This is a genomic window from Patescibacteria group bacterium (assembly GCA_040390045.1).
Taxonomy (GTDB): Bacteria; Patescibacteriota; Minisyncoccia; order Phycocordibacterales; family SIBU01; genus SIBU01.
Genome location: JAZJZC010000001.1, coordinates 61,203 through 77,039 on the forward strand (window position 1 = coordinate 61,203; position 15,837 = coordinate 77,039).

Annotated in this window: 18 protein-coding genes; 5 read left to right on the forward strand and 13 right to left on the reverse strand. The window is 43.5% G+C overall.

Annotated features, from left to right (window positions below):
• Nucleotides 1-30: 30 nt before the first annotated feature.
• From V4467_00330 to V4467_00355, 6 genes are all read right to left on the reverse strand, one after another.
• Complete coding sequence (locus tag V4467_00330) at nucleotides 31-741, reverse strand: rhomboid family intramembrane serine protease (protein ID MES2087424.1); 711 nt, start codon at nucleotides 739-741, stop codon at nucleotides 31-33.
• A gap of 158 nt (nucleotides 742-899) precedes the next feature.
• The gene (uvrB, locus tag V4467_00335; GenBank protein ID MES2087425.1) at nucleotides 900-3,020 is read right to left on the reverse strand and encodes an excinuclease ABC subunit UvrB; all 2,121 of its coding nucleotides are present in this window, start codon (nucleotides 3,018-3,020) and stop codon (nucleotides 900-902) included.
• Between the two features lie 267 nt (nucleotides 3,021-3,287).
• Nucleotides 3,288-3,689 (reverse strand): hypothetical protein, encoded by a 402-nt coding sequence (locus V4467_00340; GenBank protein MES2087426.1) that lies wholly within the window; start codon nucleotides 3,687-3,689, stop codon nucleotides 3,288-3,290.
• A 268-nt stretch (nucleotides 3,690-3,957) separates the two neighbouring features.
• Nucleotides 3,958-5,181 carry a tRNA guanosine(34) transglycosylase Tgt gene (gene tgt / locus V4467_00345; GenBank protein MES2087427.1) on the reverse strand — a complete coding sequence of 408 codons (1,224 nt, stop codon included), beginning with the start codon at nucleotides 5,179-5,181 and terminating at the stop codon, nucleotides 3,958-3,960.
• A gap of 79 nt (nucleotides 5,182-5,260) precedes the next feature.
• Nucleotides 5,261-5,455, reverse strand: coding sequence for a hypothetical protein (locus V4467_00350; GenBank protein MES2087428.1), 195 nt, complete (start codon nucleotides 5,453-5,455; stop codon nucleotides 5,261-5,263).
• A 228-nt stretch (nucleotides 5,456-5,683) separates the two neighbouring features.
• Nucleotides 5,684-5,851, reverse strand: a complete 168-nt coding sequence (locus V4467_00355; protein ID MES2087429.1) for a hypothetical protein — start codon at nucleotides 5,849-5,851, stop codon at nucleotides 5,684-5,686.
• 200 nt (nucleotides 5,852-6,051) lie between these two features.
• Here V4467_00355 and V4467_00360 point away from each other — a divergent pair, with 200 nt between their 5' ends.
• Nucleotides 6,052-6,768, forward strand: coding sequence for a TIGR00730 family Rossman fold protein (locus V4467_00360; GenBank protein ID MES2087430.1), 717 nt, complete (start codon nucleotides 6,052-6,054; stop codon nucleotides 6,766-6,768).
• On the opposite strand, the gene V4467_00365 is transcribed toward V4467_00360, so the two are convergent.
• A complete protein-coding gene (locus V4467_00365) occupies nucleotides 6,765-7,244 on the reverse strand; it encodes an 8-oxo-dGTP diphosphatase (GenBank protein MES2087431.1) in 480 nt (159 codons plus the stop codon). The genes V4467_00360 and V4467_00365 overlap by 4 nt on opposite strands.
• A 43-nt stretch (nucleotides 7,245-7,287) precedes the next feature.
• Between V4467_00365 and V4467_00370 the strand changes: the two genes are divergently transcribed.
• Nucleotides 7,288-7,551: a hypothetical protein gene (locus V4467_00370; protein ID MES2087432.1), complete on the forward strand. Its 264-nt coding sequence runs from the start codon at nucleotides 7,288-7,290 to the stop codon at nucleotides 7,549-7,551.
• Between the two features lie 105 nt (nucleotides 7,552-7,656).
• A complete protein-coding gene (locus V4467_00375) occupies nucleotides 7,657-7,932 on the forward strand; it encodes a hypothetical protein (GenBank protein MES2087433.1) in 276 nt (91 codons plus the stop codon).
• Between the two features lie 65 nt (nucleotides 7,933-7,997).
• On the opposite strand, the gene V4467_00380 is transcribed toward V4467_00375, so the two are convergent.
• The 3 genes from V4467_00380 to V4467_00390 form a co-directional block, all read right to left on the reverse strand.
• Nucleotides 7,998-8,480, reverse strand: a complete 483-nt coding sequence (locus tag V4467_00380; protein MES2087434.1) for a DUF456 domain-containing protein — start codon at nucleotides 8,478-8,480, stop codon at nucleotides 7,998-8,000.
• Nucleotides 8,481-8,675: 195 nt separating this feature from the next.
• Entirely contained in the window at nucleotides 8,676-10,316 is a 1,641-nt protein-coding gene (locus tag V4467_00385; GenBank protein MES2087435.1) for an FAD-binding oxidoreductase, read from the reverse strand.
• A gap of 9 nt (nucleotides 10,317-10,325) precedes the next feature.
• Nucleotides 10,326-11,075 (reverse strand): HAD-IIB family hydrolase, encoded by a 750-nt coding sequence (locus tag V4467_00390; protein MES2087436.1) that lies wholly within the window; start codon nucleotides 11,073-11,075, stop codon nucleotides 10,326-10,328.
• 127 nt (nucleotides 11,076-11,202) lie between these two features.
• On the opposite strand from V4467_00390, the gene V4467_00395 reads away from it, so the two are divergent.
• On the forward strand, nucleotides 11,203-11,532 hold the full coding sequence (locus V4467_00395) for a hypothetical protein (protein ID MES2087437.1): 330 nt from the start codon (nucleotides 11,203-11,205) through the stop codon (nucleotides 11,530-11,532).
• A gap of 293 nt (nucleotides 11,533-11,825) precedes the next feature.
• Nucleotides 11,826-12,062 carry a glutaredoxin family protein gene (locus tag V4467_00400; protein MES2087438.1) on the forward strand — a complete coding sequence of 79 codons (237 nt, stop codon included), beginning with the start codon at nucleotides 11,826-11,828 and terminating at the stop codon, nucleotides 12,060-12,062.
• A gap of 69 nt (nucleotides 12,063-12,131) precedes the next feature.
• On the opposite strand, the gene V4467_00405 is transcribed toward V4467_00400, so the two are convergent.
• The 3 genes from V4467_00405 to V4467_00415 form a co-directional block, all read right to left on the reverse strand.
• Nucleotides 12,132-13,382, reverse strand: a complete 1,251-nt coding sequence (locus V4467_00405; GenBank protein MES2087439.1) for a Glu/Leu/Phe/Val dehydrogenase — start codon at nucleotides 13,380-13,382, stop codon at nucleotides 12,132-12,134.
• Between the two features lie 145 nt (nucleotides 13,383-13,527).
• Nucleotides 13,528-14,607 (reverse strand): 3-deoxy-7-phosphoheptulonate synthase, encoded by a 1,080-nt coding sequence (locus V4467_00410; GenBank protein MES2087440.1) that lies wholly within the window; start codon nucleotides 14,605-14,607, stop codon nucleotides 13,528-13,530.
• 397 nt (nucleotides 14,608-15,004) lie between these two features.
• Nucleotides 15,005-15,826 carry a hypothetical protein gene (locus tag V4467_00415; GenBank protein MES2087441.1) on the reverse strand — a complete coding sequence of 274 codons (822 nt, stop codon included), beginning with the start codon at nucleotides 15,824-15,826 and terminating at the stop codon, nucleotides 15,005-15,007.
• Nucleotides 15,827-15,837 lie beyond the last annotated feature (11 nt).

A 15,837-nucleotide genomic window follows, 5' to 3' on the forward strand; every position in this document is an offset into this window, starting at 1 on the left:
AAAGTTTGGAAAAAAGAAATGGGGGGCAATTTACAAAGCGAGTTGGATTTTTTTGCCCTTCAAAAAATACGTAGCGATTACACCAATCAGAAAGACAATAGCATACACAGGGTAAATTCCAATGTAACTTTCGATAGGCAGCAACGTACAACTTGCGAACAGAAGTAAAATCGCAGCTTTGTAATATTTTTTAAAATTTTCATCGAGCGCAAGATACACCCCAATTAAAGTAAAAACTGACGCTGACATCCCCATGATTGGTTCAGTGCTCGTGGGAGAAAGAAAATAATATAATAACGAACCACCAATACCAGCGAAAATATAGATGAGAAATAAACGTAGACCTCCAAATTTCTTTTCAATGAATGCCCCTACCAAGAAAAAACAAATGAGATTAAAAAGTAAGCGTAAGAAGTTTCTTTCTAAAAAGAGTGCGGTAATAAAGGGAAAGATTGTGCCCTTCTCCTTAAACAGAGCGGGTGTAAAACCAAGATTTAAATAAAATCTATCTTCTTTGGAGTGACAGCGGTTAATGACATCACTTGAAAACAAACATGTGTCATCAACAATCCTCACATTGTGGCAGAAAAAAGTGCTGTCTGGGGCGCACACTTTCCCTAAAAAATAAGGAACATAAGACACGCATTGTGGAAATTCGTCATCAAGACATTGGTTAAAATCTACAGGTTTGGCTGCTCTATCAAGAGGTTGATACTGCGTAAGAGCGAAAGAAGCGATCATAACTAAGCTAATAGCTATGGTCGCTTTGGGAACTGGATTTATTTTAAAATCTATACTCATTTTTCAGAAACGCACACTAGCAATAATACTAATTTCAATGATAATTCTACCACAAAGCCGCCGCGCCGAGTCGGAGAGGCGCGGCGGCTTTTCTTAAACTATTTTTTATTTTTTCTATTCATTTTCGGAAGTGCCTTTGCAGAAATCTCTTTTTTAAATTCCGGTTCCGGTTTTCCCTCAAGCGCAATCAACCTCTGAAGTTCGGCAATCTCATCTCGAAGCAGCGCTGCGGTTTCAAAGTCCAAAATTTTTACTGCCGAATTCATCTGACGATCTTTTTCTTTTATGAGTTTCTCACGATTTTTTGGGGCCACGGCCATATCCATCGCCACCAACATCCGAACCGTTTTCTTATGCAAATCAAGTTCTTCCGTAATGTCGTGAATTTTTTTGGTAATAGTCTTTGGAGTAATGCCGTGCTTGGTGTTGTACGCAACCTGAAGAGTACGACGGCGATTAGTTTCTCCGATGGCTCGCTCCATAGAACCGGTCAGCCGATCCGCGTACAAAATCACTCGCCCTCTGATATTTCGAGCGGCGCGACCGATAGTTTGAATGAGCGCGGTTTCGGATCGCAAAAATCCCTCCTTGTCCGCATCAAGAATTCCAATGAAAGCCAGCTCAGGCAAGTCCAGTCCTTCACGCAGGAGGTTAATACCAACTAAACAATCAAATTCACCTTTTCTAAACCGAGTCAAAATTTCTATTCGTTCAATGGTTTTAATATCACTATGAAGATACTCCGACTTAATTCCCTTCTCCTTCAAAAACACACTCAAATCCTCCGCCATTTTTTTGGTCAGCGTGGTCGCAATGACTCGTTCACCGCTTTTGATTACTTTTTCCGCTTCAGCAATAAAATCGTAGATCTGACCCTTGTAATTGGCTTTCTCAAGAATTGGTCGAATAATAATTTCAGGATCAATAAGTCCCGTGGGTCGAATAACTTGCTCGACTACCTGACCAAGTTTTTCCGAACCGTTAGTCAAATTACTTTTTTCAATTTCATACTTGCCCGGAGTGGCCGACGTATACAAAACCTGCCCCACACGTTTTTCAAATTCCTCAAACTTCAGTGGACGATTGTCTCGCGCGCTTGGTAATCTAAAACCATGCTCCACCAAAGTATCCTTGCGAGATTTGTCTCCCGCGTACATTCCACCAATTTGTGACACCGTAATATGTGACTCGTCGATAATCGTCAAAAAATCTGCCGTGCCGTCGGGTTTTTTAGGAAAATATGAAAGTAAGGTATCGGGCGCTTCACCCGGGAGTTTGCCAGAAAAATGTCTTGAATAATTTTCGATTCCGTTGCAATACCCGACTTCTTTAATCATGGCTAAATCATACTTCGTTCGACGTTTGATTCTCTCGGCTTCCAAAAGTTTTTTCTCTTTTTCGAATTTTTTCAACTGATCCTTGAGCTCGCTCTGAATGGTCTGTATGGCCTTAGCGCGATCTTCTTCAGCAGAAATAAAGTGTTTGGCTGGAAAAATAAAAACCGATTCGGGCTCACTGCGAATCTGCCGAGTGGTTGCATCTACCTCAACAATTCGAGCAATAATTCCATCTTCAAATTCAATCCGGTAAATTACTCGTTCACTTACGGGCATTACCTCTACCACATCGCCAAGTGCGCGAAATTGTCCAGGAGAAAGATCAAGCGTCGTGCGTTCGTAATGAACTTTAATCAAGGCGCGCATCAAGTCACCTCGAACAAGCTCCTGACCTTTCGACAATTTCATATTCACTTTTTGATATTCTTCTGGTGAACCCAATCCGTAAATACAGGAAACCGAAGCCACAATAATGACATCTCGGCGGCTCAGGAGTGCTTGAGTTGAAGCGTGTCGCAGACGATCAATCTCCTCGTTGATCACCGCTTCTTTTTCAATATAGGTATCAGTCACCGGCATGTACGCTTCCGGCTGGTAGTAATCGTAATAAGAAACGAAATAGTGAACGGCGTTGTCGGGAAAAAATTCTCGATATTCTTGAGCAAGCTGGGCGGCGAGAGTTTTATTGTGAGCAATGACTAACGTAGGTTTTTGAACCGCCTGTATAACATTGGCGGCGGTAAAAGTTTTTCCAGAACCGGTCACACCAAGTAGCGTTTGGTGCTGATACCCTTTTTTCATGCCATCTACTAATGCGGAAATAGCTTTTGGCTGATCGCCCGCAGGTTCAAATTGACTTTTTATTTTGAATCTGCCCTCCATGATCAACACTATATCGCGAGAGACAAGTTTAGACAATAAAGTTTGTCCTCGTCCTATCCCCGCCGCAAGCGGTTCCCTCGGAAGACCTCGGCGGGGTATTAGGCGAGGCAACGGGGCAAACTTTGTTGTAGAAGAGTCGGCTCCGCCGACGCTCAATTCTCGTTGCGGATTCCTCCCCGCCCCAGAGCGGGCGGGGTATTCTCCGCAGTTACAATAAAAAACCGCAGAAAATTTGTAAAATTTTCTGCGGTAACGAACTCCCACCCATCAATCAGGTGACACTGAAGCGCCACAGATTTCACGAACCCTTGGGTCCGGTTCACGCATGTGTTCCCAAAATGTACGAGGCGAAACCCACCCAAGAATGTAGTGGTACATAACCCGTTGCCGAATCGTTCCCACCCCGCCCCTTTTCCAGCCAAAATTTCCATGTACCTTCTGCGCAAAAAGATACGACCGGCGCGAGACAAACGCCTCACCATCTGCAATGTGAGGGCGAGAATTTCGTTCGTCTTTCGTTACCAGCGCGACCCATCCGTGTCCTATGTAAAACACTTTTGCGTGTCCCCCCGACCAGCCGTTTGTCCCATGCTCCTCGCGCGCGGGCCGACTCGAACCAAACTTCTTGGCAAGAACTGCGTGACCATTCGTCGATTGATGATCTGACATAACCAAAATTTCCAAAGTTCAAACTTCGTTTTTCGTCCTCAACACGGAAGTGGTAAGGTAAAAACGAAAGAGTCCCCTTTCGAGGACTCTTTTTTGTGATTTATGATTTGAGATTTTGGCTTTTCCTACATCACACAAAAGAGACCTCGAAGTTTTTCGAGATTTGACTTGGTGACGTCGACGCAGAATTGCCTATGTGACATATTTTTATTGTACACGAGCCTGTACGCTCGTCAAATGACCTGGGGATAACCAAAGTGGTCTGAAATTATTTGTATTTGAGAAAAAAATCGTCTCTGTTTTTTTCAAAAGTATTATCGAGAATAGATTGCCGGATAGTATCAACCAAATGAATTATAAAATACAGATTGTGGATTGAAGCAAGGGTATAGGCTAAAAATTCTCGAGCGCGGAAAAGATAGCCAAGATAGGCTTTTGTAAAATTTTTGCAGGTGTAACAACCGCACCCTTCGACAACCGGAGAAAAATCATTTCGGTACGATCCGCCAGTAATATGCAACAAACCATTTGGAGTGTAGAGCGTGCCATGTCTGGCAATACGTGTCGGCGCCACACAATCAAATAAATCACAACCCTCTTCCACCGCATCAAAAAGATCGAGCGGATCACCGATTCCTAAAAGGTGTCGTGGTTTATTTTCTGGCAGAAGCGCGTTGACCCAGCCCACGGCAGTATTCATATCTTTTTTCTCAAATGATCCACCGATACCAAATCCGTCAAAATCCATCTCCCCAATTATCTTGGCACTTTCCTTTCTCAAATCCTCAAAACGCCCACCCTGCACGATGCCAAACAATGCCTGGTTTTCTACTTTTAACTTTTCACTTTCAACTTGCAACTCTCGATGCCTTCTGAGGCTTCGAGTCGCCCACCGATGTGTCCGCGCCATGGCCTCCTTCTGATATTCATATGGCGCAATCGGCGACGTGCACTCATCAAAAGCAAAAATCATATCAGCGCCAATGGCATGCTGAATTTCCATTGAACGTTCTGGTGTAAAAAAATGGGTACTGCCATCGAGTACGGATTTAAATTCCACACCATCTTCAGTAATTTTGGCAAAAGCGCCCAATTCGTCTCGCTCATCAATGTCTTTGTTTGGTCTCGCCCCCTGTGTCACTTCCGCGAGCTTGTTAATTTTTTTACCAAAAGCAGCGCCGAGAGAAAAAGCTTGAAAGCCACCAGAGTCGGTCATGGTAGGACCCGACCAATTCATAAACGTATTTAAACCGCCAGCTTTTTTCATGGTTTCTTCGCCGGGTTGGAGATACAAATGGTAGGTGTTTGCCAAAACCACTTGCGCGCCTAGATCTTTTACTTGTTCGGGCGTCAAAGACTTGACCGTGCCCTTAGTTCCAACCGTAACAAAAGCCGGAGTTTGAATTTCGCCGTGAGGAGTTGTGAGAATTCCCGCGCGGCCAAGTCGACCGCGCGGGAATTTCTGTTCAATTTTAAAATTAATCGCTCCCATTTCCTGTCAGCATAGCAGAAAGAAAGGTTTTATCAAAAATGCCAGCGACAAACCGATGCAGCGTGCATCGGTTTCAAAACTAATTATGAGGAGGATCAAATGGCAGAAGCGGATAGGTTCCACTTTTAACCGCGCCACTTGAAACGCTCATAATGACTTGTGCAGTTTGGAAGGTTGTCACAACCACGTCCTCGAAACTGCTAAACATGCGAGGAACTAAAAGTTGGAGAATGATGATGAGGAACCCAAATCCCACTGCCCGTAATATTTTCATGGGAAAAATTTAAGTCGGGGATATGTTGTGCGGACAAGCACAAACACTGTTGGTAATCCAACAACCCTCCTCTTCGCTTGAAACGATGTCCGCACCGAGAGAAAAAAAGACTTGTGAATCTCATTTCAAAGTCCTTACCTTGAAAGATAACCATTGAAAGGTGCAAAATGTTTCAAAGAAAATAACAGAAAAACCCGCCGCGCCTTGCGCGGCGGGTTTTTCTGTGTCTTAAATCTGAACCGTATTAGTTGTATCAACAGAAACTTGAGGAATTTCTGCTGGTGTGGGCGTCTGTGTTGCCGGCTGAAAAACAATATTGCCAAAAAACAACATGCCAAACGTGACCACTAAAGCGATTATAACTCCAATCCACTCTGTCCTCGATAATTTTTTCATTTTGGAATTAGATAAATTACTAAGTACTTCACTATTGTATCAGAAGATTAAAAATTACATATTCACATAAATACGAAATACAAATCAATACAAAAGTACAAATAGTGAGATTCGTATATTCGTACCAAATTTGTATTTTGTATTTATAAGCTTTGCAAAAAACCAACCATACCGTAAAATGAAGCCAATCGATACATATTATGGAAAACAACAACCCCAACGAAACTGTCCCAGAAGAGCTTGATTCAGAAAAAATTCATCGGATCATAAAAGAAAAGGTTCACAGAATTGATCACGAATTTACGCACGGTTTTGAATTTATTAAAAATTACAATAAGTCAGTAACTTTTTTCGGTTCGGCGCGTTTTACTGATAACAATCCTCACTATGAGCAAGCAAGAAACTTGGCGCGAAAAATTTCTGAACTCGGCTATACGATTTTGACCGGTGGCGGAGGTGGTATCATGGAAGCGGCCAATCGTGGTGCGTTTGAAATCGGCAACCCTTCAGTGGGCCTCAACATCAGACTTCAAAAACGACAGGGAACAAATCACTACACTACCGACGCTATCGAGTTTGATTACTTCTTCGCCAGAAAGGTTGCCCTTTCCTTCGCCGCCGAAGCCTATTTATTTTTCCCCGGAGGCTTTGGCACGTTGGACGAAATGTTTGAAATCCTCACACTCATTCAAACGCGAAAAATTAGAAAAATTCCAATCATTTTAGTTGGGCACGACTTTTGGGATGACCTACAGGTATTTATTAAAAACGTCATGCTCGGGAGACACAAGACTATCAACGCCGAGGACATGAACCTCTACACTATTACTGACGACGACGATGAAATTTTGGAAATTATTAAAAAAGTACCGATCAAACCAATGGTACGTAGCACTGGCGATCCAGCGCACTATTAATTATCCAATTTTTGGACGTTCTCAATCGCGTGAGATAACAGTTTCGACCCATCGGCAGTGAAATGAAATTCTGCTTTCAGTGCTTGCCCAGCCAAGACTTTTGGCAACCACAGTGGGTCGTCGATCCACATTTTTTCAAATGGTAATTGAGCAACAGGAAACCACTCCGGCTTCATTTCTTCAGTTTCAACAGGTTCGCCTTCCCATTTTTTGGCAACAAAGACGTGACACACTTGATCCCACTCAGGCCTGCCGTCAAAATAAAATTGAAGATGTGCCCGAGGCGTAAGTGTGCCCTTATTAATTTCAACCCCAATCTCTTCCTGTGCTTCTCGAACGCAGGCATCAACGATTGATTCGACCCTCTCAACTTTTCCACCCACCCCGTTAAATTTTCCCATTCCAAATCCGCGCTTTTTCATTGCGAGAAGCACCTTGTTACCTTTGACCAAAAAGCAAAGTGTTGTTGATTTCATTACTGTATGATAACTTTTCATTAGAAAACAGGAAAGGAGGTTTATGATTGTAACCATTCTGCGTTGGACTCTACCCGTCGTACTTTTTGTAGTTTTCGTCTCCTTCATTTACACGTGGAAATTTGTTCTCCAGTACAACATCGCTGTTGGAATCGAAAGAAGGTGCCCGAAAAAAAGAGCCGCGGCGAAAGAGTATATTGAAAAACGAGGAGGCTTCAATCCCCATGCCTACGCCGGGGCAATCATCTGGATGATAGCGAGCGCAGTGATTGTTTTCTCGGGCACCATGTGGATGATCATTTCTTGAGTGCTCTCGCCCCGATTCGCTTCGCGAATCGGGGCTTTTTTAAAAGTTTTGCTGATTTGGCACCGCGCTGATATACTTTTTCCTAGAGACAGCGAAAGGAAATGTATGAACTTGAACTTTGAATTCTGGTGGCAGTATGTCGCCTACCATGGCTACGTCGCAGCTTCTATCATCATGGGTCTGGCAGCATGGTACGGATTTATAATAATGCCACCAAAGCCCTACAACATAGCCGCTGGAGTCGGGACGCTGACACGGTTGTTTCTCCACTGGTCATATGACCTCGACAGGCGCTACTACAATCCGAAACTCAGTAAGGTTGCCAAGTGTGTTGCACTACTGATGTTTGTCATTTTAGTCTCTCCGCTCTGGCTTTTCTAAGCCGACGGAAAACATCGCAACCAGTACAGCTCCGATCCGTCATGGTGGATCGGGGCTTTTTTCTTTTAAAACGAAAAAATAATAAAGAGTACAAAAAAAGTAACCGCCAAAATTAGATTGATGGCGACACCGGAGAGCGCACCGACTAAAGATCCCGCGGCCGCCTTCCAGGCGGCCGCGTTGCTTTTATTGAGCAAAAGTTCCGAAATAAACACCGCCAAGAAAAGTCCGGGAATTCCCCCGAATGGTGGAAACAAAATACTACCGAAAAGTATTCCAAGACATCCCCACAAAATAGATTTTTTTGAGGCACCGAAATATTTCGCACCTAAAACTCCCGCAAACCAATCGACAATGAGTGATATGCAAAAAATTCCAGCGAGCACCGCCAACTCGCCGAGTTGCAAATGTTCAAATCGATCAACGAGCCCGTACACCGCAGCCATCCCAAACAAATAGGTCATGGCTGGCATCATGGGAATAAGCACCATAAAAATGGCTGGGAAAAGTAAAATCGTAAAAACAACCGTTAAGACAAGATGAGACATTGTTCAGTAATGCTACCATTTCCACTCAAGAAAAACACTCAACATTGCCCCTATTATCATTCACACATTCGTGCGAATGTGTGAATGATAATGCAATTCAAATTATCAGGGTTCTTTTCTCTTATGTTCCGTGTTCCATGTTTCCTGTTCCCCGCCCGTACCGAGCGGACTCTTGTACGTTCGGGCGGGCATGTTCTATGACCTGTCCAAGTGCTCCCATGCGTATTCCCTATCAGCTATTACTTTCTTACCTGGGTTGAAAATACCGAGCGGGTCAAAAATAGTTTTAGTTTCTTCGAAAAGTTTGATAATTTCCGGCGAGTACATCATCGGAAGATACGAAGTTCGGATCAAACCATCATTGTGTTCCCCAGTAATACTGCCGTGAAAATCCGTCACCAATTTGTACACCTTGTCGGACAGTTCTTTAATAATTTCAACGCTTCTTGGTTTCTTAAGGTCCATCAGAGGAATAATGTGGAAGTTGCCATCACCAACATGTCCCGCCACCGTGTAGGTAATTTTGTAACTTGAAAGAATTTCCTCGAGCTTAGGAAGAAAGGCTGGTAAAAATTCTGGACGCACCGCAAAGTCATCGATAAACGGAGCTGTGCGTAAATTTTTCATATGCTGGCGCAACAAATTGAAACTCTCGCGTCTGAAGGTCCAATATTTTTTTGTCTCGGCTTCATCTTTAGCAATCTTAGTTTTCAATCCTAAATGACTGACCGCAATCTGGGCTTGTCGCGCAAGACGTGACGCTTGGTCTCTCGTATCTGCAGTAAATTCCGCAATCAAAATTAGTTTCGGCACACCACCCGTGACCACCATCCAAAATTCTGGGAAAAATTGAAACGCTAGTTTTATCAAATTACTATTGAGTTTTTTCACGATCGCAGGAAAAAACTTCATCGCCACCTTAAATGTATGGTCGTCAAATGATTCAAAACTTTCTGGTTTGAACTTTAAAATTTTCTGAGTAATTTCGGCTAAGGGATCGAGACTTGGCAGAAAAATGATCAGCATCGAACTGAAAGGCTTCGGCTTGACCAATGAAAGTGTGGCTTCAGTAATAAGCCCAAGTGTTCCTTGAGAGCCGACAAAAAGTTTCGTAAGATCAAAAACCCCTTTCACCTTGTCGTACACATTCCAAAGATAATATCCGGCGGAATTTTTGGAAACAGAAGGTTTGGCAGAGGCAATCACGTCATAATTTGAGTCGATCAAGGTGAACATCTTTCTGTAGACGTAGCCAAGAAAATCCTTACGTGCCTTTGCCACTTCAAGCTCAGCATTATTCAAAGGTTTTATTTCGTATTCGTTGCCGTCAGCAAGTACCACTTTTAAACCCTGAACATACTTTTCTGTCTTGCCGTAGATTAAAGTTTTCTCTCCACCGGAATTGTTGGCCACAATTCCCCCAATGGTACAAAGGTCACGCGACGCTGGATACGACGGAAGCAACACCCCTTTTTTCAAAGTTTCCTTTTCAAAATTGCGATAATACACTCCGGGCTGTGCAGTTGCGGAGGTTTCGCTTGTGGAAATTATTTTATCAAAGTGTGGCAAGAAATTGACCACGATCGATTCGGAAAGTGGACCGCCAGACATATCTGTGCCAGCGGAACGCGCCGTTAGCGAAACTTTTTCCCCATCCCCCGCTTTTTCGCTGACGAATACAACAAGCTTTTTTAAATCTTCAACATCAACTGGCGCAACGACAAGAGACGGCTTCACCTTAAAAATACTGGCGTCCACGCTCATAGCGCCCAGCATTTTGCCATCGGAAAAAACTTCTCCTTTAAAAAACTTTTTGATTTCAGCGGAATAATTCATCACTGTATTTTAAATCATTTTCTGAATTGCTGCGAGGGTCTGCTCGGGACCTTGAACCTGTAATGTATCGCACACTCCGATGACCGTATCATCATTACCTCCTGGAAATAGTGCGTCACCAATGTACAAACACTCCTCGGGTTTCCAGCCAAACAATTCCATCAGTTTTTTTATATTTGACCCCTTATTTTTACCACGCGCAAAATAATCGAAGGAAGTTGTCCCACCAACTTTTACTTCAAGTGTGGGAGCTACAAACGGAACCTCTTTTAAAATCTTGTTACGTAAATCTCCCGTAGGGTCAAACTTTTCCTTTCGGGTTAATTCGGCATTATGTCCGACAAAACTAAACGTAATCTGACAACCTCGATCTTGAATCAAATCGTTTTCATCAACGTCGACAAACAAATTTTTAAATTCCTGACGCACCAAATTAATATGATCCATAATCTGGCGTTTTTCCTCAGCCGACAAGATATTTTTCCACAAATCTTTCCGATCAACGGACAGAGCAAAATTACCGTTCTGGGCCAAAATAAAAACTTTCCCTATAAAATCATTACTGATCTGTTTCCAAATTTGTTCTTCTTTTGCGCCCGATACAATCGTCACATCAGCAACCGTACACAGAGACATCAAAGCTGATTTCATCGCATCCTCAATGAGAGAGCGACTGCGGGTTAAAGTTTTGTCGACATCAAAAAAGACGTGCTTGTATACTTTACCATTTAGATCCAGCGTACCATTAAAATTTTTCATAATTTAGTTGGTGATATATGTTCGATTTGCCCGCCTAGTATAACAAAGTTTTAGAGGAAAACTATACAAGGTTGACACCTTTCAAAAATTTACTATAGTGAGCCCAGAAAAAGCGGAATGCAAACTCATGAATCCTAAAAAACGTTGGTATATTCTCGAAGGTGTCAGTGATGGCGAAATATTTGCACACCAGCTCATGGACGGTCTACCTGTCGGTATGGGAATCAGCGAAAAAACCTCACTCGCTAAGGAGATAGGGGCCGAACAAACAGTCATAGTCTTAGTGGTTTGTACCCCCATTCAGGAAAAGCTCCTCGATGCCCTTCTTGCCATTGATCGTTTCGGGGGTGATGGAAGTGAATCCTTCCTTTTCGAATTGGTGGGTCTTATCCGGGCTGCAAGGAAGCGCCCCAGAGTTTACCCTGTTCGTGCTGACCTGTCTACCATCAGCGAATGATCTGTAATCACCCAAAATCTCGGGTGATTTTTTTATTCTTTTTTGACTCTCAAATCCAGTAGCGTATAATGAATCAACTAGGTCGCAAAAAAGTTTTTCAAAAATAAATTTAACCACAGAGCTAAAAACTTCCAGATTTGAGTGCAGTTTGAGGCGACCGCGAGTACGTGACTAAGCTGTGCGTCGCGTCTCAATTGACGTTACGCGACGCGATTCCGTCGGAATCGACTGCGCAGGAGCGCACGGAGCGGGCAACGAAGAAATGCACCAAATATGGAAGTTATATCAACAAAATGAAAAAAGTTACGATTTATAGTACACCTACCTGTCACTTCTGCCACATGGCAAAAGACATGTTCAATGCCAACGGCATACAGTTTACGGATAAAAACGCCGCAGCTGATCCTGTTGCCCGCAAAGAAGCAATCGAAAAGTCAGGACAACTCGGCGTGCCGGTCATCGATATTGATGGAGAAATCATTGTGGGATTTAATGAGCCTAAACTTAAAAAATTGCTGGGTATAAAATAAGGCATCAGAAAATGCCCCCGCGCCTACGGCGCGGGGGCATTTTCTTTTTTAAAGCTTTCAGCTACCAGCTTACAGCTTCAAGCTTCTCTCCCCCATTGCTTCCGTAATCCTTCCAATGCCGATCGCAAACGCCGCATCACGAAGCGAAATTTTCTTAGCACAAGCCATCTGCCAAACCGCCTTAAAACTATTGACCATAATTGGCTCGAGTCGCGCCCGCACTTCTTCTGCCGTCCAATAATAATTTTGAACATTTTGCACCCATTCAAAGTAACTCACCGTCACGCCGCCAGCGTTTGCCAACACATCTGGAATTAAAAATACCTTTTTTCGACTCAAAATTTCGTCAGCCTCTGGAGTAGTTGGGCCATTCGCTAGTTCTACAATAATTTTTGCCTTAATCTCTCCTGCGTTTCCAACATGGATCACCCCGTCAAGCGCCGCCGGAATAAGCACATCACAATCCGAGACAAGCAATTCTTCATTTGAAATATTTTTTGCTCCCTTAATTGCAACATCTTTAAACGAACCTTTATCGTGCTTTACTCTCTCAAGTTGTTCAACATCAAATCCCACAGAATTATATATTCCGCCGTGACTATCAGAAATCCCAACAATGACATACCCAGCTTTTTGTAAAATTTTCGCCATCGTTCCACCCGCATTACCAAAACCTTGAACGATCACCCGCAAACCTCTCTCCTTCATGCCAAGGGCTTTCACCAACTCGCGTAACACAAATGCTCCGCCGTCTGCCGTTGCGGTATCCCTTCCCAAACTTCCACCGAGCGAAAGTGGTTTGCCTGTGATTAATCCCGGTTCACTTTTACCGGTATTTTTTTCAAACTCATCTAAAATAAATGCCATAATCTGACCGTTGGTATAGACGTCTGGCGCAGGAATATCCTTGTTAGCGCCAATGTATGGAGTCATCACTTTTGCCCAAGCTCGAGAAATTTTTTCGATTTCATTTGGGCTCAATTTTTTAGGGTCACAGACCACACCTCCCTTCCCGCCTCCGAGCGGAATCCCAACCACTGCGCATTTGACCGCCATAGCCGCCGCCAAAGCTTTCACTTCATCGAGGTCAGCATCAGGATGAAATCGAATTCCCCCTTTGTACGGCCCGCGAGCATTATTAAACTGCACACGATAGGCTTGAAAGGTTTGTTTCTTGCCACTGTCCATCGTTATTGAAATCTTTTTATCCAGAATTCGATTTGGGGTGGTTAATTTTTTAATAAATTCTTTCGGCAACCCGAGCAACTTTACCGATTTCTCCACATTGACCGAATAATTCTTAAACGGAGTTTTTTTCATGGTTTTTAGTTTGTAGTTCTTAGTTTTTAATTTTTAGTTTTAAACTTTAAATTTTCCTGCCACACAGTATAGAACAAATCTTCTTTGCAATCTATTACAAATAAAAAACCGCCCTGGATAAATCCAAGACGGCTATGCAAAAAGATCAACGATTACCTAATGCGTCGAAAAGCTCCTTAATCAAATCGTGAGACCTTCCCAGACCGTCACAACTATCGGTGATGGAAACCCCGCTCTCAATAGTTGGCTTCTGTCCCGAACGAATGACAATTTTCTGGCTACCGTCGAGCAGATTACTCTCGTATAGCCCGCCAAAAATTGGCACACCCGAAGCTACTTGATTTGCTACTGACCGGCAAACTTCAATCTGCGCCTTGTGATCTTTACCTGAATTGGCGTGACTAAAATCAACCACCAAACGAGGGGACAAACCTTGCGCAGTTAGGGCGTGCTGAGCTTCAGCCACCTGCTCCGGACAGTAGTTCGGACCATGATGTGTGCCTCGAAGGATCAGGAATCCGTCGGGATTACCTGTGGTTTCAAACTTGGCCATAATGCCGGAATCAGACACGGCAGGCAATGAGTGCGAGGTCTTTGCAAACGCCAAGGAATCAAGCGCCGGCTGCAACGGTCCGCTAATGGGGTTTTTGAATCCCACGGGGCACGAAAGCGCACTGGCCACCTGTCGCAATTGCTGATTGGTCACCTCTCGGGCGCCAATCCAGTACAGCGAGTAGAGATCATCAAACCTCTGCTGACCCGGGATATCGTTGTATTCCGTGGCGATCGGAATTCCCAACTCAGACAAGTCCAGTGCAAGCCGACGCCCCTCTCGCCAACCTTTCTCAATATCATAACTACCGTCAAGATCAGGATCGGACCAAAACCCAGTCCAATCTGGCTTGGTGCGCGGCTTACTGAAACAGAGCCGCATCATGAAGAAAATCCTCGAACCAAATTTCTTCTGCAGCACGGAGAGCCATCGGCCATACTCCAGGCAATCCTCAGTGGAGTGTACAGAACACGGCCCGAGAACAAGCATGAAGCGCGGATCAACTCCACGCAGGATTCTTTGCCCGATTTTCCTGGCGGTGCCGATTGTTTTCCAAGCCTTTTCAGTCATCGGCAAGTCAGCTTTGAGCTGCGCCGGCGAAGGTAGGGGGTGCTCACTGCGGATACGGATGTTGGTCATTCGAGCAACACGGTGACGTAATTGAGTACTCATAATTTGTTAGTTATTCAGTTGTCAAAAATCTGCTTTTGTTTTCGGAAACTTCAGATTTGAGCGAATTGCGCCAAACATGAAGTTACCTAAAACAAAACGAGTCTGGGTTACATTCCAGAGCTCGTTTCTAATATCGTTGGAGAGAAGCTTTAACGATAGCAGGAATCAGCTCTGGACGCAGTGCCCCAGAAGCCAAAGAAAAAGAAGTTGCTATAGTTATTGCCCGATTTCATATTCGCCATATTACACAACGGTTTACAAAATGTCAACAAAGGTTCTGACTCCCCTCCGATACGAAATGCGGGCCAACGAAAATACGAAATTATACGAAAACCGTAGCGACGGTAAAAAGTTTTCGTATTTTTTCGTATTTTCGTACCCTTTCGTATGTTCGTATTTACCTCTCCTTGTAATAGACCTTATTCCCAAACCTCAAATCAACATATTCAACGTTTTTAAAAACTTTGCCATCGCTAAATTCACTACTTACCAAAAGTGTTTGAAAGTTTTTCAAAACTAAAGAAAAATCAGCGTCGCGGGCAAAAATAATTTTCTGACCTCCGGAAAAATCAGCCTCAAAATCTAAATCAGGGCGTTCTCGAAAAGCTGTCACCTTAAACCCTGCGCTTGAAAGTTGTTCAGCAAAATCTAACAGTTTTTTAAAATAATCAGGCGAAACATATTGCAATTTCATCGGTTCCGCTTTTTCTTCGGCAGAATAGAATGTAATAAATTCGAGTGACGTATCTTCCATTTGGTAAAACGGACTAAAAATTAAACCGGTGTCATCCAAAAAGTAACACTGTTCCGGTTTTCCCTGACACCACAAAGCTTTGGGGCTTCGCTCGATGACACTGACCGTAATGGCGTGAGAATTTTTATAGCTAACCCCAACATGAGCGACCTGAGAATACGAATCAAGAATAGTTGATTCTATTTTTTTGGCCGGATAGAAAAAAATATTTGATTTCGGAATCGTGAAAAAATATCGTCCCTGTAAAAATCCTTCCGTCGTTGACGCAATGTCTGCAGTTGCGAGGGACGTGGCTCCGACCACTTCAACATCAGAAATGGTAATAAAATTAAGACCTGATAGATAATAGACTGAGCCCCACAAGCCACCGAAAAAAAAGACCGCGAGAATTATTCTACCGATAATCACCTTGCGGCGTTTCGCTTTTAGACGCGCGGATTTTAGATTGTATGTTCTGCCATTCATACGGCGTCTAC

What these genes read in the sequence shown, in the direction of transcription:
- V4467_00330 (MES2087424.1), bottom strand. Translation starts at nt 741, where the DNA reads ATGATCGCTTCTTTCGCTCTTACGCAGTATCAACCTCTTGATAGAGCA.
- uvrB (MES2087425.1), bottom strand. Translation starts at nt 3,020, where the DNA reads ATGGAGGGCAGATTCAAAATAAAAAGTCAATTTGAACCTGCGGGCGAT.
- V4467_00340 (MES2087426.1), bottom strand. Translation starts at nt 3,689, where the DNA reads ATGTCAGATCATCAATCGACGAATGGTCACGCAGTTCTTGCCAAGAAG.
- tgt (MES2087427.1), bottom strand. Translation starts at nt 5,181, where the DNA reads ATGGGAGCGATTAATTTTAAAATTGAACAGAAATTCCCGCGCGGTCGA.
- V4467_00350 (MES2087428.1), bottom strand. Translation starts at nt 5,455, where the DNA reads ATGAAAATATTACGGGCAGTGGGATTTGGGTTCCTCATCATCATTCTC.
- V4467_00355 (MES2087429.1), bottom strand. Translation starts at nt 5,851, where the DNA reads ATGAAAAAATTATCGAGGACAGAGTGGATTGGAGTTATAATCGCTTTA.
- V4467_00360 (MES2087430.1), top strand. Translation starts at nt 6,052, where the DNA reads ATGGAAAACAACAACCCCAACGAAACTGTCCCAGAAGAGCTTGATTCA.
- V4467_00365 (MES2087431.1), bottom strand. Translation starts at nt 7,244, where the DNA reads ATGAAATCAACAACACTTTGCTTTTTGGTCAAAGGTAACAAGGTGCTT.
- V4467_00370 (MES2087432.1), top strand. Translation starts at nt 7,288, where the DNA reads ATGATTGTAACCATTCTGCGTTGGACTCTACCCGTCGTACTTTTTGTA.
- V4467_00375 (MES2087433.1), top strand. Translation starts at nt 7,657, where the DNA reads ATGAACTTGAACTTTGAATTCTGGTGGCAGTATGTCGCCTACCATGGC.
- V4467_00380 (MES2087434.1), bottom strand. Translation starts at nt 8,480, where the DNA reads ATGTCTCATCTTGTCTTAACGGTTGTTTTTACGATTTTACTTTTCCCA.
- V4467_00385 (MES2087435.1), bottom strand. Translation starts at nt 10,316, where the DNA reads ATGAATTATTCCGCTGAAATCAAAAAGTTTTTTAAAGGAGAAGTTTTT.
- V4467_00390 (MES2087436.1), bottom strand. Translation starts at nt 11,075, where the DNA reads ATGAAAAATTTTAATGGTACGCTGGATCTAAATGGTAAAGTATACAAG.
- V4467_00395 (MES2087437.1), top strand. Translation starts at nt 11,203, where the DNA reads ATGAATCCTAAAAAACGTTGGTATATTCTCGAAGGTGTCAGTGATGGC.
- V4467_00400 (MES2087438.1), top strand. Translation starts at nt 11,826, where the DNA reads ATGAAAAAAGTTACGATTTATAGTACACCTACCTGTCACTTCTGCCAC.
- V4467_00405 (MES2087439.1), bottom strand. Translation starts at nt 13,382, where the DNA reads ATGAAAAAAACTCCGTTTAAGAATTATTCGGTCAATGTGGAGAAATCG.
- V4467_00410 (MES2087440.1), bottom strand. Translation starts at nt 14,607, where the DNA reads ATGAGTACTCAATTACGTCACCGTGTTGCTCGAATGACCAACATCCGT.
- V4467_00415 (MES2087441.1), bottom strand. Translation starts at nt 15,826, where the DNA reads ATGAATGGCAGAACATACAATCTAAAATCCGCGCGTCTAAAAGCGAAA.